Source organism: Neorhizobium sp. PAMB6630 (genome assembly GCF_058242775.1).
The window spans coordinates 3,656,009-3,679,579 of record NZ_CM177836.1; the positions used below are offsets into that span (position 1 = coordinate 3,656,009).

25 protein-coding genes and 1 tRNA gene are annotated in these 23,571 nt (G+C 62.4%); 10 read left to right on the forward strand and 16 right to left on the reverse strand.

Features of this window, described 5'->3' with window-relative positions:
* Nucleotides 1-80: 80 nt before the first annotated feature.
* Complete coding sequence (locus tag AC4CWF_RS17445; RefSeq protein WP_491282893.1) at nucleotides 81-815, reverse strand: PRC-barrel domain-containing protein; 735 nt, start codon at nucleotides 813-815, stop codon at nucleotides 81-83.
* A gap of 277 nt (nucleotides 816-1,092) precedes the next feature.
* On the opposite strand from AC4CWF_RS17445, the gene AC4CWF_RS17450 reads away from it, so the two are divergent.
* The 3 genes from AC4CWF_RS17450 to AC4CWF_RS17460 all read left to right on the forward strand — a co-directional run bounded on the left by AC4CWF_RS17450 (nucleotide 1,093) and on the right by AC4CWF_RS17460 (nucleotide 2,495).
* On the forward strand, nucleotides 1,093-1,968 hold the full coding sequence (locus AC4CWF_RS17450; RefSeq protein ID WP_491282894.1) for an NAD(P)-dependent oxidoreductase: 876 nt from the start codon (nucleotides 1,093-1,095) through the stop codon (nucleotides 1,966-1,968).
* 4 nt (nucleotides 1,969-1,972) lie between these two features.
* On the forward strand, nucleotides 1,973-2,290 hold the full coding sequence (locus AC4CWF_RS17455; RefSeq protein ID WP_491282895.1) for an Rdx family protein: 318 nt from the start codon (nucleotides 1,973-1,975) through the stop codon (nucleotides 2,288-2,290).
* 118 nt (nucleotides 2,291-2,408) lie between these two features.
* A tRNA-Leu gene (locus AC4CWF_RS17460) sits at nucleotides 2,409-2,495 on the forward strand.
* Between the two features lie 422 nt (nucleotides 2,496-2,917).
* On the opposite strand, the gene AC4CWF_RS17465 is transcribed toward AC4CWF_RS17460, so the two are convergent.
* The 4 genes from AC4CWF_RS17465 to AC4CWF_RS17480 all read right to left on the reverse strand — a co-directional run bounded on the left by AC4CWF_RS17465 (nucleotide 2,918) and on the right by AC4CWF_RS17480 (nucleotide 6,151).
* Nucleotides 2,918-3,328: a hypothetical protein gene (locus AC4CWF_RS17465; protein ID WP_491282896.1), complete on the reverse strand. Its 411-nt coding sequence runs from the start codon at nucleotides 3,326-3,328 to the stop codon at nucleotides 2,918-2,920.
* Between the two features lie 109 nt (nucleotides 3,329-3,437).
* Nucleotides 3,438-4,304 carry a C40 family peptidase gene (locus tag AC4CWF_RS17470; protein ID WP_491282897.1) on the reverse strand — a complete coding sequence of 289 codons (867 nt, stop codon included), beginning with the start codon at nucleotides 4,302-4,304 and terminating at the stop codon, nucleotides 3,438-3,440.
* Between the two features lie 12 nt (nucleotides 4,305-4,316).
* Nucleotides 4,317-4,667, reverse strand: coding sequence for a MarR family transcriptional regulator (locus tag AC4CWF_RS17475; RefSeq protein ID WP_491282898.1), 351 nt, complete (start codon nucleotides 4,665-4,667; stop codon nucleotides 4,317-4,319).
* A gap of 80 nt (nucleotides 4,668-4,747) precedes the next feature.
* Nucleotides 4,748-6,151, reverse strand: coding sequence for a leucyl aminopeptidase family protein (locus AC4CWF_RS17480; protein WP_491282899.1), 1,404 nt, complete (start codon nucleotides 6,149-6,151; stop codon nucleotides 4,748-4,750).
* 140 nt (nucleotides 6,152-6,291) lie between these two features.
* On the opposite strand from AC4CWF_RS17480, the gene AC4CWF_RS17485 reads away from it, so the two are divergent.
* Nucleotides 6,292-7,140: a tetratricopeptide repeat protein gene (locus AC4CWF_RS17485; RefSeq protein ID WP_491282900.1), complete on the forward strand. Its 849-nt coding sequence runs from the start codon at nucleotides 6,292-6,294 to the stop codon at nucleotides 7,138-7,140.
* Between the two features lie 119 nt (nucleotides 7,141-7,259).
* On the opposite strand, the gene AC4CWF_RS17490 is transcribed toward AC4CWF_RS17485, so the two are convergent.
* From AC4CWF_RS17490 to AC4CWF_RS17530, 9 genes are all read right to left on the reverse strand, one after another.
* The gene (locus AC4CWF_RS17490) at nucleotides 7,260-8,240 is read right to left on the reverse strand and encodes a type II secretion system F family protein (RefSeq protein WP_491282901.1); all 981 of its coding nucleotides are present in this window, start codon (nucleotides 8,238-8,240) and stop codon (nucleotides 7,260-7,262) included.
* Nucleotides 8,241-8,253: 13 nt separating this feature from the next.
* Nucleotides 8,254-9,267, reverse strand: a complete 1,014-nt coding sequence (locus AC4CWF_RS17495) for a type II secretion system F family protein (RefSeq protein WP_491282902.1) — start codon at nucleotides 9,265-9,267, stop codon at nucleotides 8,254-8,256.
* A 10-nt stretch (nucleotides 9,268-9,277) separates the two neighbouring features.
* Complete coding sequence (locus AC4CWF_RS17500) at nucleotides 9,278-10,768, reverse strand: TadA family conjugal transfer-associated ATPase (RefSeq protein WP_491282903.1); 1,491 nt, start codon at nucleotides 10,766-10,768, stop codon at nucleotides 9,278-9,280.
* Nucleotides 10,769-10,802: 34 nt separating this feature from the next.
* Nucleotides 10,803-12,089: a CpaE/TadZ family protein gene (locus AC4CWF_RS17505; protein WP_491282904.1), complete on the reverse strand. Its 1,287-nt coding sequence runs from the start codon at nucleotides 12,087-12,089 to the stop codon at nucleotides 10,803-10,805.
* Between the two features lie 25 nt (nucleotides 12,090-12,114).
* Nucleotides 12,115-12,777: a CpaD family pilus assembly protein gene (locus tag AC4CWF_RS17510; protein WP_491282905.1), complete on the reverse strand. Its 663-nt coding sequence runs from the start codon at nucleotides 12,775-12,777 to the stop codon at nucleotides 12,115-12,117.
* Between the two features lie 13 nt (nucleotides 12,778-12,790).
* The gene (locus AC4CWF_RS17515) at nucleotides 12,791-14,350 is read right to left on the reverse strand and encodes a type II and III secretion system protein family protein (protein ID WP_491282906.1); all 1,560 of its coding nucleotides are present in this window, start codon (nucleotides 14,348-14,350) and stop codon (nucleotides 12,791-12,793) included.
* Nucleotides 14,351-14,370: 20 nt separating this feature from the next.
* Complete coding sequence (cpaB, locus tag AC4CWF_RS17520; RefSeq protein ID WP_491282907.1) at nucleotides 14,371-15,183, reverse strand: Flp pilus assembly protein CpaB; 813 nt, start codon at nucleotides 15,181-15,183, stop codon at nucleotides 14,371-14,373.
* Between the two features lie 150 nt (nucleotides 15,184-15,333).
* Nucleotides 15,334-15,843 (reverse strand): A24 family peptidase, encoded by a 510-nt coding sequence (locus tag AC4CWF_RS17525; protein WP_491282908.1) that lies wholly within the window; start codon nucleotides 15,841-15,843, stop codon nucleotides 15,334-15,336.
* Nucleotides 15,844-15,950: 107 nt separating this feature from the next.
* Entirely contained in the window at nucleotides 15,951-16,133 is a 183-nt protein-coding gene (locus AC4CWF_RS17530; protein ID WP_210103870.1) for a Flp family type IVb pilin, read from the reverse strand.
* Between the two features lie 402 nt (nucleotides 16,134-16,535).
* Here AC4CWF_RS17530 and AC4CWF_RS17535 point away from each other — a divergent pair, with 402 nt between their 5' ends.
* The 6 genes from AC4CWF_RS17535 (at nucleotide 16,536) to upp (ending at nucleotide 21,409) form a co-directional block, all read left to right on the forward strand.
* Complete coding sequence (locus tag AC4CWF_RS17535) at nucleotides 16,536-16,937, forward strand: pilus assembly protein N-terminal domain-containing protein (protein WP_491282909.1); 402 nt, start codon at nucleotides 16,536-16,538, stop codon at nucleotides 16,935-16,937.
* A gap of 224 nt (nucleotides 16,938-17,161) precedes the next feature.
* The gene (locus AC4CWF_RS17540) at nucleotides 17,162-17,809 is read left to right on the forward strand and encodes a TadE/TadG family type IV pilus assembly protein (RefSeq protein ID WP_491282910.1); all 648 of its coding nucleotides are present in this window, start codon (nucleotides 17,162-17,164) and stop codon (nucleotides 17,807-17,809) included.
* Nucleotides 17,809-18,387, forward strand: a complete 579-nt coding sequence (locus tag AC4CWF_RS17545; protein ID WP_491282911.1) for a TadE/TadG family type IV pilus assembly protein — start codon at nucleotides 17,809-17,811, stop codon at nucleotides 18,385-18,387. Before AC4CWF_RS17540 ends, AC4CWF_RS17545 begins: the two co-directional genes overlap by 1 nt.
* Nucleotides 18,388-18,487: 100 nt before the next feature.
* Nucleotides 18,488-19,708, forward strand: a complete 1,221-nt coding sequence (locus AC4CWF_RS17550) for a phosphopentomutase (protein ID WP_491282912.1) — start codon at nucleotides 18,488-18,490, stop codon at nucleotides 19,706-19,708.
* Nucleotides 19,705-20,706, forward strand: coding sequence for an adenosine deaminase (locus AC4CWF_RS17555; RefSeq protein ID WP_491282913.1), 1,002 nt, complete (start codon nucleotides 19,705-19,707; stop codon nucleotides 20,704-20,706). The genes AC4CWF_RS17550 and AC4CWF_RS17555 overlap by 4 nt, the downstream gene beginning before the upstream one ends.
* 73 nt (nucleotides 20,707-20,779) lie before the next feature.
* Nucleotides 20,780-21,409: a uracil phosphoribosyltransferase gene (gene upp / locus AC4CWF_RS17560; protein ID WP_210103875.1), complete on the forward strand. Its 630-nt coding sequence runs from the start codon at nucleotides 20,780-20,782 to the stop codon at nucleotides 21,407-21,409.
* A 69-nt stretch (nucleotides 21,410-21,478) separates the two neighbouring features.
* Here the strand turns inward: upp and deoA are convergent, their stop codons facing one another.
* The gene (gene deoA, locus AC4CWF_RS17565) at nucleotides 21,479-22,795 is read right to left on the reverse strand and encodes a thymidine phosphorylase (protein ID WP_491285477.1); all 1,317 of its coding nucleotides are present in this window, start codon (nucleotides 22,793-22,795) and stop codon (nucleotides 21,479-21,481) included.
* The gene (deoC, locus tag AC4CWF_RS17570) at nucleotides 22,795-23,565 is read right to left on the reverse strand and encodes a deoxyribose-phosphate aldolase (RefSeq protein WP_491282914.1); all 771 of its coding nucleotides are present in this window, start codon (nucleotides 23,563-23,565) and stop codon (nucleotides 22,795-22,797) included. The genes deoA and deoC overlap by 1 nt, the downstream gene beginning before the upstream one ends.
* Nucleotides 23,566-23,571 lie beyond the last annotated feature (6 nt).

Below are 23,571 nucleotides of genomic sequence, written 5' to 3' on the forward strand. Positions count from 1 at the left end.
GCAAAAACCCCGCAGGCTGACCTGCGGGGCTTGAAAGGTGCGAGGGACGGCAGCGTCCCCTCTGACCCGGATGGCACGTGTTAACGGGCAGGCGTCATGCCTTCGAAGGCGGGTGCGTCCTGCAGCTGTTCGCGTGTCACGTTGAGCACGATGCGCTGCGGCAAACCATCGTCGCCGATCTGGGCGGCGTCGTTGTTGGCCGTTTGCGTGGTGTCGGTGTTATTCGACGTTGCAGTGCCAGGTGCTGCCGTCTGGTTGCTGGCAGCACCCATGCCGGTTCCGGCCGGATCCGTCGTGGTGCGTGCGGTGCCCGCAGCTGGCGGCGTGGCGCCGGGCGTTGTCGCGGCGCCGGGCTGGGTAGCCGCCGTGGTTTCATTGGAGACGGCGTTCGACTCGGCAGCGGCCGCATTTGCCTCGTCCTGTGACATGCCGGGGCCGAGCTGCAATGCGCTCATATCCACGGCGACATCCTTTTCACCGATGCCGAGGAAGCCGCCGACGCCGATGATGACGGCATTGACGCTGCCGTTCTGGCTGACGAGCACATCGTTGATATCGCCGATGCTTTCGCCTTCGGCGCCATAGACGGCCTTGCCTTCCAGATCACTGAAGCGCCAGGCGCCCTGCCCTGGAACCGTGACGAACGGGCCAGCGGTGGTGGATTCGGTCATGCGGTCCGTGGTGGCCACGCCACCACGGGCGTTATTCTGGTTGGCTGACTGCGCGGGTGTCACAGGTGCCGTCGTGGTCTGCGCCATTGCGGCAAACGGCAGGACGGTCGAAAGAGCCAATGCGGCGATAAGCTTGCGTGTCATGAGTTTCCTCCATGTTTCATTTGCACTGGTTGGCTAACCCCTGCACCCCAGCGTTGTTCCGACATTTTTTGACTAAAGCGCTGGATCAGCTTTGGTCAGGCAGCGAACGGCGGCATCAATATCCGCCGTGTCTGGAGCCTCGAATTCCAGAAAAAATCCGCTATCGCGAACTTTGCGCGTTGGCGTTATGTCTTGATGCATCCAGCCGTGCGGCGCACAGCAGATGAGCCCGTCGTCTGGCGCGGGGCAGCTGAGGTAAGAGAGCAAAGGGGCAGGTATGACGCATGAAACGATCGGCATTATCGGGCTCGGCCGCATGGGCAGCGCCCTGGCCGGGCGGCTGGCGGCCGAGGGCTTTTCCGTGACCGGCTGGAGCCGGAGTGGCATCGATCCGGCCCGGGCAAAGGCGCTCGGCATTGCCCGCGCAGAGGATCTGCGGCAACTTGCGGCCTCCTCAACCATCATGATCCTCTCCCTGATGGATGATGCTGCCGTGTCCTCCATCCTCTGCGCACTTGTCGACACCGGAGAACTTGCCGGGCGGCTGATCGTCGAGACGAGCACCGTCAGCCCCCAGACACTGAGCCGCCATGCGGGCGCCCTTGAGGCAGCCGGCGCGCGCGCCATCGATGCACCGATCTCCGGCGGGCCGGAGCAGGTCCTTCAAGGCCACATCGGGCTTTATATCGGGGGGACGGACGAGGATTTTCGTCGGTTTCAACCGGTGGCCGAGGCATTGTCGGACCGGATCCATCATATCGGGCCGCTCGGCCAGGGTGCTGCGGCAAAACTCGTCAACAACATGATGCTGCTCGGCCTCTGGCAGACGCTGAAGGAGGCGCTGCTGCTCGGCCAGGCTGCGGGCCTCAGTCGCGAGACCATGCTGCGCTTTCTGGAAAGCAGTCCGACCGCAAGCCCGGCGCTCAAATCCCGCCTGCCGGTGATCCGCGGGGACAGCGATGCGGTCGGCTTTTCGCTGTCTGGCGTGGTGAAGGATGCCCGCGTTGTCGCAGGTCTTGCCGAGCAGCTGAATGTTTCCCTGCCGGCCATTCGGGCAGCACTGGAAAGTTTCGAGGAGGCGCAACGCGCAGGCCATGGTGAGGCGGACCTCGCCACCATGGTGCGTGCGGCGACGGATCTTAAAAAGGAGTGAGACGATGAGCGAAAAAGCCCGGATTACCATTCACTACTGCACCCAGTGCAACTGGCTGCTGCGCTCCGCCTGGATGGCGCAGGAACTGCTGCACACGTTTGGTGACAGCCTTGGCGAGGTGGCGCTGATCCCCGGAACCGGTGGCATTTTCGAAATCCGCATCAACGACGCACTCCTCTGGGAGCGGGTGCGCGATGGCGGTTTTCCAGGCCCAAAGGACCTCAAGCAGCGGGTGCGCGACGTCATCGCGCCCGATCGCGATCTTGGGCACCTTGACCGTTCTTCCAAGGAAAACAAGGGAGATAGCAGCGGAAGCGTTTAATCCCAAGGCTTGCGCGCTTCTGCTAATACACAAGGCCTCGAGAAAAATCGCAGCTGACACAGAAACTTCAAAAAGGCCGTTGACAGGCACCCCCCGGACCAGTACATCGCTCCTCGTCGCCCAGATGGCGGAATTGGTAGACGCGCCAGCTTCAGGTGCTGGTACTCGAAAGGGTGTGGAGGTTCGAGTCCTCTTCTGGGCACCAAATTCCAGTTTCAGACTGTGTTGCACAGTCCGGAAACACATAAAAAAGCTCGGTTCGCCGGGCTTTTTTTGTGCCCGGCGTTTCGAGCAGCAACTCGCCCCGACCCGGCGTTTGAAGGCAGACCTTTCGGCCGAACTGGTGTAAGGGAGGCGGCATTCGGGCTTCAAAAAGAGATCGCCGTGCGGCGCCCGCCTTTCGGCACTGCTTGCCGGAAAGACCATAACGCGCGCGCGGCAGGCAGCCCGCCATGTTGATCAATTGTCGTTCAATCGTTGCTCAGGAGACCACCCGTGCCGAAACCCGTCTTCATCGCCCTCGTCATCCTGCTTGTGCTGTCCATCGTGTTAAGCTTTGTCGGCGTGCTTTCGGTGTGGGGACCGTTTGCGCATCCGCAGGCGTGACAGGCCGTTTTGCCTGCCCGTTCAATCGCGCGGCAGGTCGTAAGGGTTGAGGCCGGGCACCCAGGGGCGGTTGGGCATCTGGGTTCCGGAATAGGTAAAGCCACCCTGCTCGCAGCGGTAAACCTGAACCGGCAGGCTGTCTGACCCAAGGATGCTGTCGCTGCGCCAGCGGCGGAATTCGACGCCGGTGGTGCAGTCGGGGCTGTCGGCAGCCTCCTTGCGCACGCGTGCCTCTTCCGGCACGACGCCCGGCAGGTCCTTGAAGGCGGGGGCGGGATTGGTCCAGTTTGGTTGCGGCCTTGCATCGGATGCCTGCGCGGACACGGCCGGCATCAGGCCAAACGCCACAAGCCCGAAGGACATGAGCCCGACCGACATGAGCCCATGCGCGACAAAGACACCCGAGAGCCTCACGTGTGATTTTCCAGCCATGTCCCTGCTCCGATCCTCGTCATGCCCCTTCATGTAGTTCGCCCGAGGCGTGATCGCCATCGGCGGATAATACATTTACGTGATCGCTCAGTCCTCAGACCCGCAGGCTTCAGGCACGCGGTCGGCGAAAACCGGTCGGCTGCTGGTAGAGCCAACCGATCCGCTCGATGGCGGCATCCAGATTTTCACGCGCAACCGTCATCGTGTGGCCGTTGGCATGCAGCATGGTCTTTTCATCTTCCATGATGCCGACATGGCCCTTCCAGAAAACGAGATCGCCACGCACAAGCTCCTCGCGGGCAATCGGCGTGCCGAACCCCGCCTGCATGTCGCTATCGCGCAGGATTTTCCGGCCCGCCATCATCATGGCAAGTTGTACAAGGCCCGAACAATCGATGCCGAAGCCGGACCGGCCGCCCCAGAGATAGGGCGTCTCCAGAAAGCTCTGGGCAATCGTGACGTAATCTTGCGAGAGAACAGCATCTTCGGGAATGCAGTGGCGGGCAATGACAGCACCGCCGGTCGAGAGAAGGAAATAGCGCGTACCGCGCGTTTCCGCCTCGCCCGTCGCCGCGATGCGGCTTCCCATGGACAGCGCATGAAGCGGCACCTTACGCAGTTCCGCTTCCGGATAAACGAAAGTGCGCGGCACGGCGATGCGGTGCGTCGGCACGGTTGCTGAGGTCAGCTGCGCCTCTGGCAGATAACCGACATAACCATCCTCCAGCGCCTGCACCCAGGCAAAACCCTCCCGCGCCTCGAAGACTTTGACCGGCTCGCCGAACAGCAATTGCGTATCAATGCCGCGCGAAAAATCCGGGGCAGGCCGAAGATCGGCAACCGGCACGGCGATGGAGGCCGTTTCGCCGCGCACGAAGGCGGTGGCATCCACCGTGCCGCGCAGGGTCTCGTCGGCAAGGTCGGGCCGGAAGGCATTGAGGCGGCGGTCGAGCGCCGGGGTTGCGGTATCGGTCATGGCGGCCCCTCCTCAGGGCGTCGGTCGGCGGGCCTCGTTGCGCACGAGGTCGCCCAGTCTTTCGAGATAAAGCGCGCCGGCAACCGTGCGCTTGATGATGACATTGCGCCGGTCGCGCTCGTCGCGCGCCCGGTCCACCAGTTGCAGGGTGCCCATCGTATCCAGCGCGCGGGTGATCACCGGCTTGGTGACGCCCAGCACAGCCGCAAGCCCGCGCACCGTATGAGGCGGCGGCACGAGATAGATGTGCAGGAGGATGGCCAGCTGGCGCAGGCTGAGGTCAGGCCCTTTCTGGCGCACCTGCTCCAGCGTCACGCGGTGGAAAAGGCCGAGCGCTTCGGTGGCGGAGAGGTCAGCTGGCATTCAAACTCCCCGGAATGGGCTTTTGGCCTATCCTCAACCGAACGCTGGTCAGCCGCAAGCCCTCCGACACGCTCAAACCTTCAGCACAGCGATGCAATATGGCGGTAGAGCGCGCGGATCGCCTGCGCCTCGCCGCCAACAGGCGCATGCGGCTTTTCGCCGGGCACCCAGGCAAAGATGTCGAAATGCACCCAGCTCTGCGTGTTTTCCACGAAGCGCTTTAAGAAGAGCGCCGCGGTGATGGCACCCGCCATGCCGCCGGCCGGCGCATTGGTGAGATCCGCCACCTTGGCGCGCACATCCTTTTCATAGCCCTTGTAGAGCGGCAGGCGCCAGATCGGGTCATCCTCGGCAAGGCTTGCGGAGGAAAGGCTTGCCGCAAGCGCCTCGTCATCGGTGAAGAAGGGCGGCAGTTCCGGGCCGAGCGCGACGCGGGCAGCCCCGGTCAACGTTGCCATGTCCACCATCAGGTCCGGTGCTTCCTCATCGGCATAGGCCAGCGCATCGGCAAGGATGAGGCGACCCTCGGCATCGGTATTGTCGATCTGGACGGTCAGGCCCTTGCGGCTGCGATAGATATCGCCTGGACGGAAAGCATTGGCGGAAATCGAGTTTTCGACCGCCGGCACCAGCACGCGCAGATCGATATCGAGGCCGGCATCCATGATCATCAGCGCGAGGCCGAGAACATTGGCCGCGCCGCCCATATCCTTTTTCATCAGCAGCATCGAAGCCGACGGCTTGATGTCGAGACCGCCCGTATCGAAGCAGACGCCCTTGCCGACGAGCGTCACCTTGCGGGCGCCCTTGCGGCCCCAGCGCATCTCGAGAAGCCGCGGCGCCTCAGCACTGGCGCGCCCGACGGTGTGGATGAGCGGAAAATTCCGGGTGAGCAGATCCTCGCCGGCGATGGACGAGGCGTCCGCGCCGTAATGATTGGCGAGTGCGAAAAACACCCGCTCCAGCGTTTCCGGGCCGAAGTCGTTGGTCGGCGTGTTGACGAGATCGCGGGCCAGGAAGACGGCGGCAAGCTCGCGCTCCATCCGGTCTGCATTGAGCCCCTCCGGCAGGGCGAGAAACGCTTCCACGGGCTTTGCCGTGCGATAGGTGTCAAAGCTGTAACCGCCAAGGCCGAAGCCAAGTGCCAGGCGTTCAGGGGCAAGACTTGAGGTTTTGATCGTCCAGGTGCCGGCGGGCAGCAGGCGGGCAAGCTTGCCAGTGAGGAAGGGCTGGTCGGCAGGCGCCTTGCCGAGGCCGAACAGCGCGCCGGCAAGTGTTCCCGCCGGTCCCGGCAGCAGAAGCAGGCTGCCGGCATCGGCCACAAAACCTGCCGCCGTGGCAAAGGCCTTCACCTCTGCCGGAAGGTTAGCTGCCTGAAACTCGTCCGGCGTCAGCGCGTGAACGGTCAGCGCATCCGCATCATGCGGGCGAAACGGGGACGGTCTTTCGATGAACTGGTAGGGAACACGCTGTGCGGGGGCCATGGCTTAATGCTTTCAGAATCGGGCACTTAACGGGTTGTTAGGGTTAACAGACTATTGCTTGAGACAAGAGAGCGCCACCCATGATCTGCATGTCCCGCGTCAGAAAAATGGCCGGCAAGGATAGCTTGCGAGAGACCACGATGACGGCACACCCTTTTTTGCTCCAACCGCACCGGCGCCTGCGTCTGGCCGCCTGCTGCGCGCTCCTGTCGTTTGCCCTTGCCTCCTGCGCCACCGAACGACACGACCGGATGACGACGGGCTCGATCCCCTCTGCCGGCTCTGCCCCTTCCCTGTCCAAGCCGCTCGACACGATGACCGGGCCTGAACTTGCCATGGCGGAACGCAGCATGGGAGCGGCCTATGAGCGCAACCCAAGGGAACGCGCCACCGGGCTCGCCTATGCCAATATCCTGCGCATGAACGGCAAGAACACGCAGGCGCTGGCGGTGATGCAGCAGGTGGTGATCGCATACCCATCCGACCGCGCGGTGCTTGCCGCCTATGGCAAGGCGCAGGCCGGCGCAGGCCAGCTGGAACAGGCGCTTGCCACCATTACCCGTGCCCAGACACCGGACCGGCCCGACTGGCGGCTCTATTCGGCCGAAGGTGCCGTTCTCGACCAGCTTGGCCGTTCCGAGGAAGCACGGCGCAAATATCGCATGGCGCTGGAGAACCAGCCAAACGAACCGAGCGTGCTGTCAAACCTTGGCATGTCCTATGTGCTGTCGGGCGACCTTCGCACCGCCGAAACCTATCTGCGCACGGCAAGCCAGCAACCGATGGCCGACAGCCGCGTGCGCCAGAACCTCGCGCTCGTCATCGGCCTGCAGGGGCGGTTTGCCGAAGCCGAGCAGATTGCAAACCGCGAGCTTTCACTGGCGCAGGCACAGGCCAACGTGACCTATCTGCGCGACATGCTGGCCCAGCAGAACGCCTGGGCAAAACTTGCTGACAAGGACGGCAAGCCGAAACAGGCGATCCGCTAAAAATCCCGGCGGCGGCTTCGGGAAGTTCAGCAAAACTGCGATGCGGTTTTTCGCGTTTTAAATGCCGTAAAACAAAGAGATACAGCATCGAAGGCGACTCTGCTTTCGCCGGCAATGCTCTAGAAGCGGTCGGCGATCTGGATGCCGGCCGGGCCCAGAATGACGGCGATCAGCACCGGCAGAAAAAACAGGATCATTGGCACGGTCAGTTTCGGCGGCAGGGCGGCAGCCTTCTTTTCCGCCTCATTCATGCGCTCGTCGCGGCTTTCCTGCGCCAGAACCCGCAGAGCCTGGGCGATCGGCGTGCCATAACGATCGGCCTGGACAAGTGCTGAGGTCACGGCTTTCACCGTATCGAGCTGCGTGCGGGCGGCAAGATTGTCCAGCGCCATCCGCCGCTCCGGCAGGAAGGACAGTTCCGCCGTCGTCAGCACCATTTCCTCGGCAAGCGCCGGCGATTGCGACGCGATCTCATCGGCCACCCGGCGCATGGCCGCCTCCAGCGAAATCCCCGCCTCGACGCAGATCAGCATCAGATCGAGCGCATCCGGCCAGGCCCGCCGGATGGAGGCCTGCCGTTTGCCGACGCGGTTGCTGATGTAGATATTGGGCGCGTAAAAACCGATATAGGCGGCCACCACAGCTGCCAGCAACCGAATGCCGATTGGATGCCCGGCCAGATTGTTAAGCCCGAAAATCCAGATCAGTGCCAGCGCCAGACACACAAAGGGCAACACGAAACGGCAGACAAGAAAGATATTGAGGGCGTTTTGCGAGCGAAGCCCCGCCGCCTTCAGCCGGTTGACGGTATTGTCATCCACCAGGGCCTTGCGCAGATTGAAACGCTCGACGATCTGGCGCACCGACTTGTTGTTCTGGGCACGAAGCGTTGCCTTGGAATGTTCAGCCGTCATGCGCGCCCGTTCGCGCGCCCGCATCTGCTCGCGTTCGGTGGACACCGCCTTCATGCGCTTCTTCAGGTCATCGCCTTCGAAAAACGGCAAAACGACCGTGTAGAGCGTGGCAAACACGGCAATGGCAACCAGAATGGCCACCAGCGTGGCCGGATCGGCAAGCGCGTTGATCAACTGCGTCGGCATGGCCCTTGCCCCCTCAAATGTCGAATTTGATCATGGTGCGCATGACAAAAATGCCGAGCGACATCCAGACGGCGGAGAAGATCAGGATCATGTGGCCGCGCGGATCGGAAAACAGCACATCCAGATACCGCGGCGAGGTCAGGTAGACGAGCACGGCCACAATGAAGGGAAGCGACCCGATGATGGCGCCCGAGGCCTTTGCCTCCATCGACAGCGCCTGCACCTTGGCTTTCATCTTGCGCCGCTCGCGCAGCACCTTGGCAAGGTTGCCGAGCGCCTCCGACAGGTTGCCGCCCGCCTGCCCCTGGATGGCGATGACGATGGAAAAGAAGTTGACCTCCGGCAGCGGCATGGTGAGGACCATGCGCGCGCAGGCTTCGGACACGCTGAGGCCCACCTGCTGGCTTTCCACCACCCGGCGAAATTCGCCCTTGACCGGCTCCTGCCCGTCGCTTGCAATCAGCCGCATGGCGTCATGCAGCGGCAGGCCGGAGCGGATGGAGCGCGTGATCACATCAAGCGCATTGGGAAACTCTTCCAGAAACCGGTTCTGACGCCGACTGATCAGCGATGCGAGGACCCAGCGCGGCAGGCCGGCGCCTGCTGCAAAACCCGCGCCGATGGCCGCCAGCAGCGGCAGGCCGGACAGGAGAAAAAGCAGCCCGACCAGCACGCCAAGCCCGAGACTGAGCATATGGAAACGACGCGGCGACAGCGACAGGCCGGCGCGCGACAGCTTTGCCTTGATGGTGCGGTCTCCAACCTTCCTTGATTGTTCCAGCTGTTTCTTTTCCAGTTCCTTCAGCTGGTCCTGCACGGATTTGCGCCGCTTGGACATTTCCTGCACGCGATCCCTGGCCGCTTTCACTTGGCCCCGATCCGCCTCGGTGGCGGCCAGCCGTGTCACCCGGCTCGCAATCGTCCGGTCGGCCTCGAAACCCGGAAATAGAAGCACGTAGCCGAAGGCCACGACGGCAATGGCAACCAGAGCCGCAAGTGCCAGGACCGTCACATCCACTCCGAACATCGCTTCAATCCTAGTTGCTCAGTTTTTCCACCTGGTCGAGGGCAGCCGCCAGGCGCCGTTCCTCGTTGTAATAACGCGCCCGGTCCCAGAAATGCGGCTTGACGATGCCCGTGGAGACATGGCGGCCGATCAGACGGCCGGCCGCATCCTCGCCCTCGATCTCGTAGCGCATCAGGTCCTGGGTAATGATCACGTCGCCTTCCATGCCGACCACCTCGGTCACATGGGTGATGCGGCGCGATCCATCGCGCAGGCGCGCTGCCTGAATGATCACATCGACGGAACCGGACATGATTTCCCGCACCGTTTTTGCCGGCAGCGAAAAACCGCCCATGGCAATCATCGATTCCATGCGGCTCAGGCACTCGCGCGGCGTGTTGGCGTGGATTGTGCCCATGGAGCCGTCATGGCCGGTGTTCATCGCCTGCAGGAGGTCAAAGACTTCCGGCCCACGCACTTCGCCGACGATGATGCGTTCCGGGCGCATGCGCAGGCAGTTCTTGACGAGATCGCGCATGGTGATCTCGCCCTCGCCCTCGATATTGGGCGGACGGGTTTCAAGGCGCACGACATGCGGCTGCTGCAATTGCAGCTCGGCCGTATCCTCGCAGGTGATGACGCGCTCATCGAGATCGATATAACGGGTGAGGCAGTTCAGAAGCGTCGTCTTGCCCGAGCCCGTGCCGCCGGAAATGACGACATTGCAGCGTACGCGGCCAATGATCTGCAGGAGGATTGCCCCTTCCGGGCTGATCGCACCGAACTTCACCAGCTGCTCGAGCGTCAGCTTGTCCTTCTTGAACTTGCGGATGGTGAGCGCCGGGCCATCAAGCGCCAGCGGCGGGGCAATGACGTTGACGCGCGACCCGTCCGGCAGGCGCGCATCGCAGATCGGGCTCGATTCGTCGACGCGCCGCCCGACCTGGCTGACGATGCGCTGGCAGATGGAGAGAAGCTGGGCATTGTCGCGGAATCGGACTTCCGATTCGATCGTCTTGCCGGCGACTTCAATAAACGTCTGGCCGGCGCCGTTCACCATGATGTCGGCAATGTCGTCACGCGCCAGAAGCGGCTCCAGCGGGCCGTAACCAAGCACGTCGTTGCAGATATCCTCGAGCAGTTCCTCCTGCTCGGAGATCGACATGACAACGTTCTTGATCGTGATGATATCGTTGACGATATCGCGGATTTCCTCGCGCGCGCTTTCGTTGTCGAGACGGGAAAGCTGGGAAAGGTCGATCGTGTCGATCAGGGCGGAAAATATCTGGCCCTTGGTGTCGTAATAGCTTTGCGTGCGGGCCGGGCGGCGGCGGGCACCACCGACGGCCGGTGGCGTTGGCACCGGCGCCTGCTGGCGCGGCTGGCCGGCCCGCGGGCCGGTATCCATCAGCACATCCGGTGCCGAACGCGGTTCCGCAGACAGGGCCGGCGTGGACACGGACGACGGCAATACCGCCGTTTCGAGCCTTGCAGACTGATCGTTGCCGCGTTTTCCAAACATCGTTTGTGTTTCCAGTCTCTTCAGGCAGACATGATCATGCGCGCGACAGGAGGCCGAGCATCCGGCTGAGCCCGCCCTTCTTCTGTTTCTTGATCGAGACGCGGCCGGTCAGGATATGCGCCAGCTGCGAAAAGGTTTCCGCCGTCGGGCATCGCGCATCGATCTCGCAGATCATCCGGCCGCTGTTGGAGGCATTGCCGAACAGCTGCGCCTCGAAGGGAATGATCGCGGTCGGCTCGATTTCCAGCGGCTCGAAGAAATCCGCAACGGGAATTTCCGGGCGCCGCGGCATGCCCACCTGGTTCAGAACCAGATGCGGCGCCCGGTCGTTGGGGCGCAGCTTCTTCAGGGCATCGATGAGGTTCTTGGCATTGCGCAGGTTGGGAAGATCCGGCACCGCTGTGATCACCACCTCATCCACATCCGACAGCACCGTGCGCGTCCAGTCGGACCAGGCGTGCGGCACATCGAGGACGGCAACCGGCGCGCTGCGCTGAAGCACGTCGATGACCGGCTGGAAGGCGCGGGCCTCGAAATCATAGGCGCGGTCAAGCAGCGAGGGGGCGGCCAGAAGCGACAGATGCTGCGAACATTTGGTCAGCAACCGGTCGAGAAACACCTCGTCCAGCCGCTCGGGCGCATAGACCGCCTCGGCAATGCCCTGGGCGGGGTCCTGATCGAAATCGATATTGGCGGTGCCATAGGCGAGATCAAGATCGGCAAGGATCGTTTCGGTCGAAAACAACGAGGAAATGCCGAAGGCACAATTGTGCGCGATGGTGGAGGAGCCGACGCCGCCCTTTGCCCCGATAAAGGCGATGGAGCGGCCGAGCGGTTCGGCATCGGGATCGATGAAGATGGTGGCGATGGCCGACATGAGGTCGGCCATCCGGACCGGACCGACCAGATATTCGGAAATGCCGTTGCGGATCAGTTCGCGGTAGAGGGTGATATCGTTGTGGCGGCCGATGAGGATAACGCGCGTCGTCGGATCGCAGACGGCGGCAAGCGGTGCCAGTTCGCCAAGCAGAGTATCCGGCGCCGCATCGGTTTCGAGAATGATCAGATTGGGCGTCGGGGCTGCGGCAAACATGTTGGCGGCCGCCGACGTGCTGCCGCTCGTGACGCGCAGGTTGACCTTGGCCATGCGCCGGTCCTGCCCCAGCCGCTCTATAACCGTGTGAAGGGCCTCGCTGTCGCAGAATGCATGCACGGAAATGCGCGGCAGCGGTCTCAGCGCATCCATGTCACCCGGCCGCAGCGGTTCCTCGTCGCCCGGCGGGCGATCGGCTGTGCGGATATCGTAATCGATGGCGCTCATCTTTCTGGTGTCCTGCAATGCCGCATTAGTCTGAAGACGGATCGCCGCCGGACCGGTAAAGCCCGATGACGGTGGAGCGGCGTGCCGCATCGATCGGGGTTACCCCGCGCGGTGCAATAAGATCCGACGGGTTGGCGATCTGGGCGGCGAGATTGTTCTGGCTGGCACAGCCGAAATTATACCAGTTGCGATTGCCGGCCGTATCGTTGGACAAATCCTCCGGCCATTCACCGCAAGGGGCGGTCACCGCACGGGTGGCGACGAAGGAAAGCCGGATCGGGGCTGCATCGCCCTCCGCCTGCGCGGCATAACCGGTCAGCACGATCCGCTGGCTGCGAATGCCGGAGGCGGCAAGCGTGGCGCGGATATCCTGTCCGAGACGGGCTGCTGCGGCCGCGTTAGGCGAACCATGCGGCATCTGGATCTGCATCTGGCCGGCCGAGGAGGCGGCAAAGGTCTGGGCAAAACCCTTGATCGTATCCTTCATGCCGATGGTGAGTCGCGTATCGTTTGGCCCGACGGGAATGTCGAGCGCGTTCTGCGCCTCGGTCAATACGATCGGGTGACGCTCGCGGTAATCCATCGGGATGGAGCCGGTGGTCATCTCCTTGTTGGCGCAGCCCGCTGTGAGGGCAACTGGCAGGGCAAGCGTTGCAAGGCAGGCGGCGCGAAATGCGATGCGGTTCATGTGCTTGCGCCTCTCATTTGTAGATGAAGCCGACGGCGCCGTGATAACGACCGGCGACGGCCTGATCCTTGCGCCCGTAGAGCTTGTTGACCCGGTTGAGGAAAAACATCGCGCCGTCCGCCTCCGGGTTAAAATTGTCGTCGGGCCGAGCCAGCTGGTTGCGCGCCACCGGCCGCACCAGATAGGGCGTGGCGATGATGACCAGTTCGGTTTCGTTGCGGATGAAATCCTTGCTGCGAAACAGCGTACCGAACACCGGCACCTTGGAAATGCCGGGAAGCCCGGACATGGCTTGCCGCACATTGTCCTGCACGAGGCCGGCAATGACGATCGAGCCGCCGGACGGAAGTTCGACGCTGGTGGACGCCTCACGCTTGCGCAACGAAAGATATGTCGAGCCGGGAATGGCGTTCGACGTGCCGTTGCCCGTGGCGATGGAGCCCTCGTAGGTCGGCTCCGAGACATTGGTCTCGATCTTAAGGCTGATGCGGCCGGCAGACAGCACGACCGGGCGGAAATTCAGCTCGACGCCGTAATCGACGGTTTCCACCGTGCGGCTGACGGTCGCCTTGCTGTCATCGTCTACATCGACCTCCTGCTGGCCCGCGAGGCGATACTGGCCGCCGACATAAAATTTGGCCTGTTCGCCGGAAATCGCCGTAAGGCTGGGTTCGGCCAGCGTGCGCATGACGCCGGCCTGTTCCATGGCATTGACATAACTTGCGATGCTGGTGGTGCCGATCGATCCCACCACGCCGCCGATGCCGCCGGCATCGATAGCATTGCCAAGATTGGCCGGATTGGCAAAGGAAATGCCGCCGCTGGCGCGCCCGCTGGTGGAGACCGAGCCATTAAAGCCGAGCTGTTTCAGCACCTGACGGCTGACTTCGGCGACCGTGACCTTCAGCGTCACCTGGTCCTCGCCCTCGATGGTGAGAAGGTTGACGATCTGCGACACCTGGCGGTCCTCGGCAAAGATCGCCACATCACCGTTTTCGGCCGAACTGCTGGCCGTCTGGTTGCGTGTCGTCGCCTCGCCGCCCTGCAAGAAGGCGCGGGCGAGCTTTTCTGCCTGCGCCGCATCCTGCGGTGTGCGCACCGTGCCTGTCAGCACGATGTTATCGGAGATGATTTCGACCTTGATATCGGATTCCGGCAGGAAACGACGCAGGTTCTGCTGGAGACCGGTGATATCACGCTCGATCTCCAGATCGAGACTGACGATCTCCTCACCGCCCGGCCCGAAGATAAAAATATTCGTCTGTCCCACAGACTTGCCAAACAGGTAGATGCGCCGCGACGTGCGGGTGACGGCGTCCGCCATGGTGGGGTCGGCGACGAGAATATCATGCGCGTCGCTCGGCAGGTCCACCACCAGCGCCTTGTTGAGCCCAAGATTGAGGCGCTTGCGCACCCCTCTTCCCGCTTCGGTGATGCGGATGACGCTCTGTTCGGCAGCAACGGCCGATACGGGAGCGCCGGAGAGGACTGCGACCGGAAGATCGGTGACAGCAAGGCTTGCTGCAAGCACGGAAACGGCAAGGCAACGGACGCGTCTGGTTTCAGGCTTCATGGCGATGTTTCCTGCCCCCGTCATCGCTGCACCGAAGCCGTTGCACCGGCCCTGACGATGGTGCCGGACTTGATCACCTGCACCTCGGCTTTGCCATCGCTTCCGGCGAGAAGGTAATCGGCGACTTTCGTATCGGTCTCCTGCGCATCGGCGACAGAGCGCAGAGCCAGCGTCAACCGCTCGGCCATCTGCTGGGCAACGGTGATGACGCGGGCCTGGTCCGGCGTCAGTTCCAGCGTTGCGGTCGTTCCGATCACCGAGCGGGTGCCATCATCCTTTTCCTCGACATTCTGGTCGATGGCGAGGATGCGGATATTGTTGAGCACGGTCTCCGTCAGATAACGGCCCTCGTCATTGCGCCTGACCATGATGACGTCGACGCGGTCGTTCGGCAGCACGAAGCCACCGGCACCGGTGGCAACGGATATTTCGGTGGCAACGGCCCGTTTGCCCGAGGGCAGCAGCGACGACATGATGCGGTTGGAGGAATCGGCAACCTTTTCGGCGCGCACGGGTTCACTGGCAAACATCGGCAGGCGCACCACAAGCCCCACCAGCTCCTGAATGGCCTGCGGGCGCGCCGCATCCGTGATGAAGCCTTCCGCAATGCCGCCCTGGGGCCAGGCCATCCAGCGAATCGAATTTTCCGTGAGCCTGCTGCCGACCGCAAGGTTTTCGGCCGAGACCAGAACATTGATCGTCGGCTCCCGGCGGATGACATCCGCCACCTGCTGCGAAACGCCCTTGTCGCCCGCCAGCCGCATGGCGAGCACACCGGCAAGGCCGGCCGCAACGATAGCGACAATGAGGATGACGAGACGGGCGGGTTTCATGACATGACCTTGTACGGGCAGAATTAACCCCCGCAGGATGGTCGTCATTGGTGGAAATATAGTTAATGCAGCCCTTAGGGGAATGGTTAATAACCGCTAACCATTGGCCGGCACTCTTAACCTTTCGTTAGGATGTCCGGCATTTCGCCCTCACAGCACGGCCCGCACGAGGGTTGCCATCGGTGTGCTGCCGAAGGTGAGAAAACCGCCGATGGCAATGGCGATGCCATAGGGGATCTTGCGCGCCGTCACCAGCGAGGCGGGCAGCCGAAGGCCGAGGGACTGGAGACGATGCGCCTGCGAACGGATGAGTAGGATGACCAGCGTCAGCGCGCCGCCGACAAAGGCGACGGTCACAAGGTATTCGAAAAGCGATATGGTAAAACCGTACCAGAGCGCGACTGCCGTCAACAGCTTGGCATCGCCGCCGCCCATGGCATTGAGCGCAAAAAGCGCAAAACAGGCGCAAAAGACAGCCATGGCGGCAAGGCACGACCAGCCGATGGCAGAAAGCCCGAGCCCGGCAAGGCCGGCAACGGGGAAGAACAGCAGCACCAGCATCAGCGGGATTGCGTTCGGGATCTTCATGGTCAGGAGATCGCTGACCGCCGCAAGAGCGAGGCCGAAAGGCAGGATGCCAAGGACAAGGCTTGCGATCATAGACCTATCCCATTGTTCAGGCTTGCGCATGGGCTGTCATGGCGGGCGGAAAAACACAAAAAAGCCGCCACGCGGCGGCTCCCCATCCTGCGGAAACGCGTGGACCGTCAGTGGGCGGCGTTTGCGGTGGACATCTTGGTTGAGATACCGTTGAACGTGTTGCTGAGGTTGTTGCCGAGCGTGCTGGCGCCAGCAATCAGGGCCACGGAAATCAGCGCTGCGATCAGGCCGTATTCAATCGCTGTCGCACCCGATTCATCCTTCAGGAAACGTGCGAAAATCTTGGACATCATTCTCTCCTAGTCAGGGTCTTATGCAGCAAGCAAGGCCGACAACTGTTGTCCGCTGTTCGGTGACCGACAAATTACGAGGAGTGCATTTCCATGAGCTTAAGATTTCTGGTTAGCAAAACTCTAACGGTGAAAGTGGGGCGTGCATGGTGAAGGACGACTGAAGCATTTTTTGACGGCAACCCGACTGCATCGGCGCCAATGAGGCATTCCTGATACACCTTGCCGAGCAACGCATCCCGCCATCTGCTTGTCGGCAAAGCGCGACCGGTAAACGAAAACTTGCGCCAAGCCCCTGTCCCAGAATGAAAAAGCCGAGCGATAACCACGCCTTCACGCTTCATTCACCATTAACGCCCATGCTTTTGATGGACGTTATCCCCCACTGAAGGCTGCTTTTTCATGTCGCGCATGCCCCGCTTCCTCCTGGCTTGCCTGTCGTTGCTCTCCACGACCGGCTTTGTCCCTGCCGCGCATGCGCAGGGCGCAGATGGGCTCTTGCGCGTCTACATGAACCAGGCGCGGGTGCTGAAGCTCGACCGGCCGGTTGCCAAGGTGATCATCGGCAATGCCGAGGTGGCGGATGCGACGGTTGCGGACCCGACGACGATCGTGTTGACCGGTCGCTCCTTCGGCACAACCAATCTCGTTTTGCTGGATGCGGCCGGCGATGCCATTGCCGACGAACGCATTCTGGTCTCGATCGACGAAGGCAATACAGTGCGGGTCTATCGCCAGACGGAGCGCACCGTGCTCTCCTGCACGCCGGCCTGCGAACAGAACGCCAAGACGGCCAGCAACTGATCCCCGAATGAACTCGGGACATAACATCTGATCCTGTGTCGGATTGCTGCAAATCGCGGTCTCCGGGAAACGGAATCTCAAGACAATGTCCCTAGCCTTTGTGAGGCGGCATCGGTGCAAGGCAGCGTTCGCTTTGCCATGCCGCACAACAGAGGCAGCACGCAGCATGGTACGTCACACGTGACGCTCCGCCTTCAGGATGACACGGGACCGGGAGAGGACGGATGGGCCAGACTGACGATCATCTCCCAGCCCGACCAGGCCCGTCCCGGCGGGTGTTGCGGCGTTTGAACGATCGCAGGCCAGGCTTCTGGCGCGCTGAGGATGGGGCGGCGGCCATCGAGTTTGCCATTCTCGCCATTCCCTATTTCCTGATCGTCTTTGCCATCATCGAGACGTTTGTGGCCTTCACCGCCGAACAGCTGGTGTCCAATGCGGTGGAGAACGTCTCGCGGGACTTGCGCACCGGGCGTATCACCTATGGCCTCAACCGCACGACAGACAAGGATGAAACCGCCTTTCGCACGCGCTTCTGCGACGAGGTTTCCATTCTCATCCATTGCTCGCCGGCCGAGATTGCAACGCCGAGCCAGCTTTATCTCGATGTGCGCAGCTTTTCCTCCTTTGCCGCAATTCCGAAAACGATCCCGCGCGTCTCGGCCGATACCTATGCCGATCTCGATACCACGTCCTTTGCCTATCGGCCCGGCGGGGCGAAATCGATCAACATGGTGCGCGCCTACTATCGCTGGCAGGTGATCACCGACCTGGTGCGGCCCTATATCACCACGATCCGCCCGAGCGACGGCTCGCTGCCGCGCGACTTCCTTATCATCGCAACGTCCGCTTTCCAGAACGAGGATTACCCGTGATGGAAGGCAGGCAGCGTCGCGGCATCCTCCTTGCGCTCAACCGGCTGATCAAATGCCGGCGCGGCGTCGGCAGCGTGGAATTTGCCATTCTGGCGCCGATCCTGATCTCGCTCTACATCTGCTGTTTCGAACTGACGATGGGGCTTTCCACCGCCAAGCGCGTGACCCGCTCGGCCGCGACCGTCGCAGATCTCGTGACCCAGCAAACCTCTGTCAACAAGACCTTCCTTGCCACCATGCTGGATGTGACGCAGGCGATTTTCGTGCCCTATGATGCACGCGGCATCAGCCTGAAGATTACCGGCATCACCATGGACCAGTCAGCGGCCCCGAAGGTTTTATGGTCGTGGCAACAGGATGGTAGCCGGCCCTATGCGGCCGGTACCGTGGTGAACGATGTGCCTGATGACCTGAAGAGCGCCAACAGCTTTCTGGTTCGTGCCGAGCTTTCCGTGCCGCACACGCTGCTGATGTTTTTGCCCGGGCTGCTTTCAGCAGAGACACGCAGCATCACCATCAGCCGGACCTATTTCTACCGGCAGCGTGTCGGCGACAACATTACATGCTCTGATTGCTGACGGCAGGCTTTGCCAACCGCACCGGTCCTCTGTATGAGAAGGTTTTGACACTGGCCCGGCTGACACCGCGTGCCGGACGCCCTTTGAGACCAGGTGAACGATGGCCCGTGCCTTTCTTTTTGTCCTCGATTCCTTCGGCATCGGTGGCGCGCCCGACGCAGAACATTACAACGACCTTGGCGCCAACACGCTGGGGCATATCGCCGAATTCTGCGCAGCCGGCGCTGCCGATCGCGCCGGGCTGCGCAAGGGGCCGCTCAGGCTGCCCAACATGTCGGCGCTTGGCCTTGTGCATGTGGCAAAACTTGCCAGCGGCGAGCTGCCGGCGGGAATGGCCGTGCCGGAGCGGGTGTTTGGCCTGCATGGCGCTGCCAGCGAAGTTTCGCGTGGCAAGGACACGCCATCGGGCCACTGGGAAATCGCTGGTACGCCGGTAATGTTCGACTGGGGGTATTTTCCCGCAGAAGGTGATGCCTTTTCGCCGGAGTTGGTGGAAGCCATCTGTCGTGAGGCCGACCTTCCCGGCATTCTGGGCAATTGCCACGCCTCGGGAACCGACATCATCGCGGCCCACGGCGAGGAGCATATCCGCACCGGCAAGCCGATCTTCTACACCTCGACCGATTCCGTGTTCCAGATCGCCGCGCACGAGACCCATTTCGGCCTGGAGCGGCTGATCGCGCTCTGTGAGATCGTGCGCCGGCTGATCGACCCTTTGAACATCGGCCGCGTCATTGCCCGACCCTTCCTTGGCGAAACAGCAGAAACCTTCGAGCGCACCGGCAACCGGCGCGATTTTTCCGTGTTGCCACCGGAGCCGACATTGCTCGACCGGTTGGTGGAGGCCGGCCGCACGGTGCATGCGGTGGGCAAGATCGGCGATATCTTTGCCCATCAGGGTGTGTCGCGGGTGATCAAGGCGAACGGCAACAAGGCGCTGATGGATGCCACGCTTGCCGCCATCGAGGACGCGCAGGATGGCGATCTCGTCTTCACCAATTTCGTCGATTTCGACATGCTCTATGGCCACCGCCGCGATGTTCCCGGTTATGCGGCGGCACTGGAAGCGTTTGACAAGCGGCTGGTGGATGTTCACCGCCGCATGCAGCCGGGCGACCTGATGATCCTGACGGCCGACCACGGCTGCGACCCGACCTGGCGCGGCACCGACCACACCCGCGAACGCGTGCCGATCCTGACCTACGGCCCCGGCATCGGCGCCGGCGCCATCGGCATCCGCGACACGTTCGCCGACATCGGCGAGACGGTGGCGGCCCATCTCGGCATCGCGCCCGGCCCCCATGGACGGAGTTTCCTGTGACGGATCATCTGCTGAAAGCTGAAATCCACTGCCACATCGAAGGGGCGGCCCCGCCCCGTCTGGCCTTGCTTCAGGCGGAAAAATACGGCGTCGACCCACATGGCTTCATGAACGGCGACACCTATGCCTGGACGGATTTTGCCGAATTCATCCTGGCCTATGACAAGGTGGCGGCGCTGTTTCGCACGGAAGAGGACTATGCACTCCTCACCGAAAGTTATCTGACCGAGCTTGCCGCCATCAACACGATCTACAGCGAGATCATCGTTTCGCCAGATCATGGCGACCGCATCGGCCTCGGTGCCGACGCCTATCTCGCCGGCATTACCGACGGTATTCTGGCGGCCAAGCAAAAGACCGGCATCGAAGCCCGCATCATCGTGACCGGCGAGCGGCATTTTGGCCCTGATCGGGTGATTGCCGCCGCCGACTATGCCGCACGCAGCAAAAACCCGCTGGTGACAGGCTTTAACATGGCCGGCGAAGAACGCATGGGGCGGGTCGCCGATTATGCCCGCGCCTTCGATATTGCCCGCGATGCAGGCCTTGGCCTCACCATCCACGCCGGCGAAGTCTGCGGCGCCTTTTCCGTGACCGACGCGCTCGATCTCGTCAAACCCTCACGCATCGGCCATGGCGTGCGCGCCATCGAGGACGACGCGCTGATTGCGCGACTGGTAGAGACGGGAGTGGTGCTGGAAGTCTGCCCCGGCTCGAATGTCGCCCTGTCGGTTTATCCCGACTTCGAAAACCATCCGCTGCGCAGGCTGTTTGATGCCGGCGTTCGCGTGTGCATCAATTCCGACGACCCGCCATTCTTCCGCACCTCGCTGAAACGCGAATACGAGATGGCCCACGGCGTAATGGGCTTCAGCGAGGCCGAGATCAACAAAATGACGCGCACGGCGCTTGAATGTGCCTTCGTGGATGAGGAAACAAGGGCGAAACTTCTCATGCGTTTCGATGCCGCTGGGGATGATGCGCCAAACAAGCCTTGAGCGCTTGCGGTCTTTCCGGTTTCCGTGGAAGAAAGAATGAAACGATCAAGAAGAAGAGCGAAGGCAGGTTCTCATGGACGGCGTTACAGTCATCAATCATCCGCTGGTGCAGCACAAGCTCACCATCATGCGTCGCAAGGAAACCTCGACCTCGAGTTTTCGCCGCCTGCTGCGCGAAATCTCGACGCTGCTTTGTTATGAGGTGACGCGCGATCTCGAGCTGACGATGGAAACCATCGAGACGCCGCTGACGGAAATGCAGTCGCCGATCCTCGAAGGCAAGAAGCTGGTCTTCGCCTCCATCCTGCGCGCCGGCAACGGCCTTCTGGAAGGCATGCTGGAACTGGTGCCGGCCGCCCGCGTCGCCCATGTCGGCGTCTACCGCGACCACGAGACGCTGCAGGCGGTCGAATATTATTTCAAGGCGCCGGACGCCCTGTCGGAACGCCTCGTCATCGTCGTCGACCCGATGCTGGCAACCGGCAATTCCTCGATTGCCGCCATTGAAAAGCTGAAGGAACGCGGCGCAAAAAACCTGCGCTTCCTCTGCCTGCTGGCAGCCCCCGAGGGCATCAAGAACTTTCAGGCCGCGCATCCCGACGTGCCGATCTTCACCGCCTCCATCGACAGCCATCTCAACGAGAAGGGTTATATCATGCCCGGCCTCGGCGATGCCGGCGACCGCATGTACGGCACCAAGTAAGCTTTTTTCGATTTTTGCGAAGTTTTGGAAGCCCGGGGCCAGCGTCCCGGGCTTTTTCGTTCTGAAGCCTCAGCCGATCTTCTTCAGCACCACCGGACGCGCGGTCGGGCGTTCATCGCCGATGGTGTAAAGTGAGCTGACGGCAGCAACGGCGCGGGCGGCAGAGGGTTCATCTGCGGCATGAACGAAGCCAATCGGATCGCCCGCCTCCACCGCAGTGCCGAGCGACAGGAGACCGGAAAAACCGACGCGGTGATCAAGCACATCCGATGGCGTCTTTCGTCCGCCGCCAAGTTCCACCACGGCAAGGCCGAGACCGCGCGTATCGCAGGTTTCCAGATAGCCGGAGCGGCCCGCTGGAACCGGAACGATGACGGGTGCCTTGACCAGATAGTTTTCCGAGCGTTCAACGAAATCGGCGGGGCCGCCCAGCCCATGCACCATGCGGCCAAACACCTCCAGCGCGCGGCCGGAGGACAGCGCCTCTCGCGCGGCCAGAGAACCTTCGTCAGCGGTGGAGACGACACCGGCCTGCAGCAGCATCTCGGCGGCAAAGGCAAGCGTGACCGCTTCCAGCCGCGTGCCGGCCTTTTGCCCTTTCAGGAATTCGAGGCAGTTGACGATCTCGACAGCATTGCCAGCGGCATCGGCCAGCGGCTCATTCATGTCGGTCAGCAGCGCCGAGGTCTTGACACCGGCGCCGTTTGCCACCTCGACCATGGCGCGCGCCAGAATTTCTGCATCCTCCACCTTCTGCATGAAGGCGCCGTTGCCGAATTTCACGTCCAGCACCAGCGTCTGAAGGCCGGCGGCGAGTTTTTTGGAGAGAATGGAGGCGGTGATCAGCGGAATGGAATCCACCGTCGCCGTCACGTCGCGCACGCCGTAAAGCCGCTTGTCGGCCGGTGCGAGATCGCCAGTCTGGCCAACGATGGCGCAGCCGACAGTTTCGATGACACGGCGAAGCAGGCCTTCATCCGCCATGACGCGATAGCCGGGAATGGCTTCCAGCTTGTCGAGCGTGCCGCCGGTATGGCCAAGGCCACGGCCGGAAATCATCGGCACGGCAAGGCCGCAGGCAGCAACGATGGGGGCAAGCATCAGCGAGACATTGTCGCCAACGCCGCCGGTCGAATGCTTGTCGGCAACAGGCTTTTCGATGCCGCCCCAGGAGAGCACATCGCCGCTGTCGCGCATGGCAAGCGTCAGCGCTACGGTTTCATCCCGCGTCATGCCGCGAAAGAAGGTGGCCATGGCAAAGGCGGCGACCTGCCCCTCGGAAATCGTCTCGGCCGTCAAAGCCTCGATGAAGGCGCGGATCTCGCCTCCGCTCAGCACCTCGCCGTCGCGCTTGCGCCGGATGACTTCCTGCGGGATCACGGCGATCAGTATCCGGTCGCTGCGCGTGCCGAGGGAGCGCCGGCGATGACGCCTAAAATATCGTCCAGCAGGCTCGATGCACCGAAGCGAAAGGTGGAGGGCATCAGCCAGTTGGCGCCCATGATGGTTTCGGCCAGCCGCAGATAAAGGTCGGCATCCGAAACGGTGGAAATGCCGCCGGCGGGCTTGAAGCCCACCTTCTTGCGGCTGTCGCGGATGGCCTGCAGCATGATGTCGGCGGCCTCCAGCGTCGCGTTGACGGCAACCTTGCCGGTGGAGGTCTTGATGAAATCGGCGCCGGCTGAAATGGCAAGCTCGGAGGCAAGGCGGATCTTGCCGCTGTCGCGGATCTCGCCGGTTTCAAGGATCACCTTCAGGCAGGCATGCGGGCAGGCTGCACGCACGGCCGTAACCATTTCTGTCACGCAGGCTTGGTTTCCGCTGAGAAACGCCCTGTAGGGAATGACGAGATCGATTTCGTCGGCGCCGTCGGCAATCGCCTGTTCGGTTTCGGCAACGACCTCTGCGACCGGCAGATCACCGGAGGGGAAGTTGACCACCGTTGCGATGCGCACGGAATGGCCGGCACCCAGAATGCCACGCGCTTCAGCCACGAAACGCGGCCAGATGCAGATGGCGGCGGCATGGCCGTTCGGCGTCTGCGCGCGCTGGCACAGATGCTCGATGGCGGCGGAATCGCAGTCGTCGCGCAGGTTGGTCAAGTCGAGCAGAGACAGGGCGAAGGTCGCGATTTCGCGCGGGCTCAACAGTTCCATGGCTTT

Bases quoted from the DNA above. Each gene is read 5' to 3' on its own strand.
- deoC (WP_491282914.1), bottom strand. From the start codon at position 23,565: ATGGAACTGTTGAGCCCGCGCGAAATCGCGACCTTCGCCCTGTCTCTG.
- AC4CWF_RS17495 (WP_491282902.1), bottom strand. From the start codon at position 9,267: ATGTTCGGAGTGGATGTGACGGTCCTGGCACTTGCGGCTCTGGTTGCC.
- upp (WP_210103875.1), top strand. From the start codon at position 20,780: ATGGACGGCGTTACAGTCATCAATCATCCGCTGGTGCAGCACAAGCTC.
- AC4CWF_RS17540 (WP_491282910.1), top strand. From the start codon at position 17,162: ATGGGCCAGACTGACGATCATCTCCCAGCCCGACCAGGCCCGTCCCGG.
- AC4CWF_RS17505 (WP_491282904.1), bottom strand. From the start codon at position 12,089: ATGAGCGCCATCGATTACGATATCCGCACAGCCGATCGCCCGCCGGGC.
- AC4CWF_RS17550 (WP_491282912.1), top strand. From the start codon at position 18,488: ATGGCCCGTGCCTTTCTTTTTGTCCTCGATTCCTTCGGCATCGGTGGC.
- AC4CWF_RS17500 (WP_491282903.1), bottom strand. From the start codon at position 10,768: ATGTTTGGAAAACGCGGCAACGATCAGTCTGCAAGGCTCGAAACGGCG.
- AC4CWF_RS17490 (WP_491282901.1), bottom strand. From the start codon at position 8,240: ATGCCGACGCAGTTGATCAACGCGCTTGCCGATCCGGCCACGCTGGTG.
- AC4CWF_RS17535 (WP_491282909.1), top strand. From the start codon at position 16,536: ATGTCGCGCATGCCCCGCTTCCTCCTGGCTTGCCTGTCGTTGCTCTCC.
- AC4CWF_RS17450 (WP_491282894.1), top strand. From the start codon at position 1,093: ATGACGCATGAAACGATCGGCATTATCGGGCTCGGCCGCATGGGCAGC.
- cpaB (WP_491282907.1), bottom strand. From the start codon at position 15,183: ATGAAACCCGCCCGTCTCGTCATCCTCATTGTCGCTATCGTTGCGGCC.
- AC4CWF_RS17445 (WP_491282893.1), bottom strand. From the start codon at position 815: ATGACACGCAAGCTTATCGCCGCATTGGCTCTTTCGACCGTCCTGCCG.
- AC4CWF_RS17530 (WP_210103870.1), bottom strand. From the start codon at position 16,133: ATGTCCAAGATTTTCGCACGTTTCCTGAAGGATGAATCGGGTGCGACA.
- AC4CWF_RS17480 (WP_491282899.1), bottom strand. From the start codon at position 6,151: ATGGCCCCCGCACAGCGTGTTCCCTACCAGTTCATCGAAAGACCGTCC.
- AC4CWF_RS17485 (WP_491282900.1), top strand. From the start codon at position 6,292: ATGACGGCACACCCTTTTTTGCTCCAACCGCACCGGCGCCTGCGTCTG.
- AC4CWF_RS17510 (WP_491282905.1), bottom strand. From the start codon at position 12,777: ATGAACCGCATCGCATTTCGCGCCGCCTGCCTTGCAACGCTTGCCCTG.
- AC4CWF_RS17455 (WP_491282895.1), top strand. From the start codon at position 1,973: ATGAGCGAAAAAGCCCGGATTACCATTCACTACTGCACCCAGTGCAAC.
- AC4CWF_RS17545 (WP_491282911.1), top strand. From the start codon at position 17,809: ATGGAAGGCAGGCAGCGTCGCGGCATCCTCCTTGCGCTCAACCGGCTG.
- AC4CWF_RS17515 (WP_491282906.1), bottom strand. From the start codon at position 14,350: ATGAAGCCTGAAACCAGACGCGTCCGTTGCCTTGCCGTTTCCGTGCTT.
- AC4CWF_RS17465 (WP_491282896.1), bottom strand. From the start codon at position 3,328: ATGGCTGGAAAATCACACGTGAGGCTCTCGGGTGTCTTTGTCGCGCAT.
- AC4CWF_RS17525 (WP_491282908.1), bottom strand. From the start codon at position 15,843: ATGATCGCAAGCCTTGTCCTTGGCATCCTGCCTTTCGGCCTCGCTCTT.
- AC4CWF_RS17470 (WP_491282897.1), bottom strand. From the start codon at position 4,304: ATGACCGATACCGCAACCCCGGCGCTCGACCGCCGCCTCAATGCCTTC.
- AC4CWF_RS17475 (WP_491282898.1), bottom strand. From the start codon at position 4,667: ATGCCAGCTGACCTCTCCGCCACCGAAGCGCTCGGCCTTTTCCACCGC.